The sequence below is a fragment of the Helicobacter sp. 11S02596-1 genome, assembly GCF_002272825.1.
GTDB lineage: Bacteria > Campylobacterota > Campylobacteria > Campylobacterales > Helicobacteraceae > Helicobacter_J.
Genome location: NZ_MLAM01000046.1, coordinates 1 through 330 on the forward strand (window position 1 = coordinate 1; position 330 = coordinate 330).

General features: G+C 41.5%; 1 protein-coding gene. It reads left to right on the plus strand.

Annotated elements, in window-relative coordinates; genetic code table 11:
* Window positions 1-60: 60 nt before the first annotated feature.
* Window positions 61-207: a hypothetical protein gene (locus BJI48_RS09550; RefSeq protein ID WP_180763116.1), complete on the plus strand. Its 147-nt coding sequence runs from the start codon at window positions 61-63 to the stop codon at window positions 205-207.
* The last annotated feature ends 123 nt before the right edge of the window (window positions 208-330 follow it).

The window sequence follows — 330 nt, forward strand, 5'->3', positions numbered from 1 at the left end:
ACTCCCAAAGCACACTACACTACGCCTAAAAACTGCGATTAACGCAGATTAGGATAAATAATGAAAACCTATGAAACTTATCTCGAATATTCAAGCTCGCTTGAATATGAGATGGTAGCTTTAGGAGCGAACACCGATTCAATCGGTGGGAGTGGTCTTCAGGTTTGTTTCTCAAACAAACCGAGTAAAAATAGGAATAACCAATGAAATCCTTAGAAGACCTCAAATATTTTCTCCAAGAAGCCCAGCAGGGTAATTTTAGGGCATTAGAAGAATACAAACTCTCCAAAGCCTACCTGCACGGCAAGCAACTCGACCCTGCCACGATTG

Bases quoted from the DNA above. Each gene is read 5' to 3' on its own strand.
- BJI48_RS09550 (WP_180763116.1), top strand. From the start codon at position 61: ATGAAAACCTATGAAACTTATCTCGAATATTCAAGCTCGCTTGAATAT.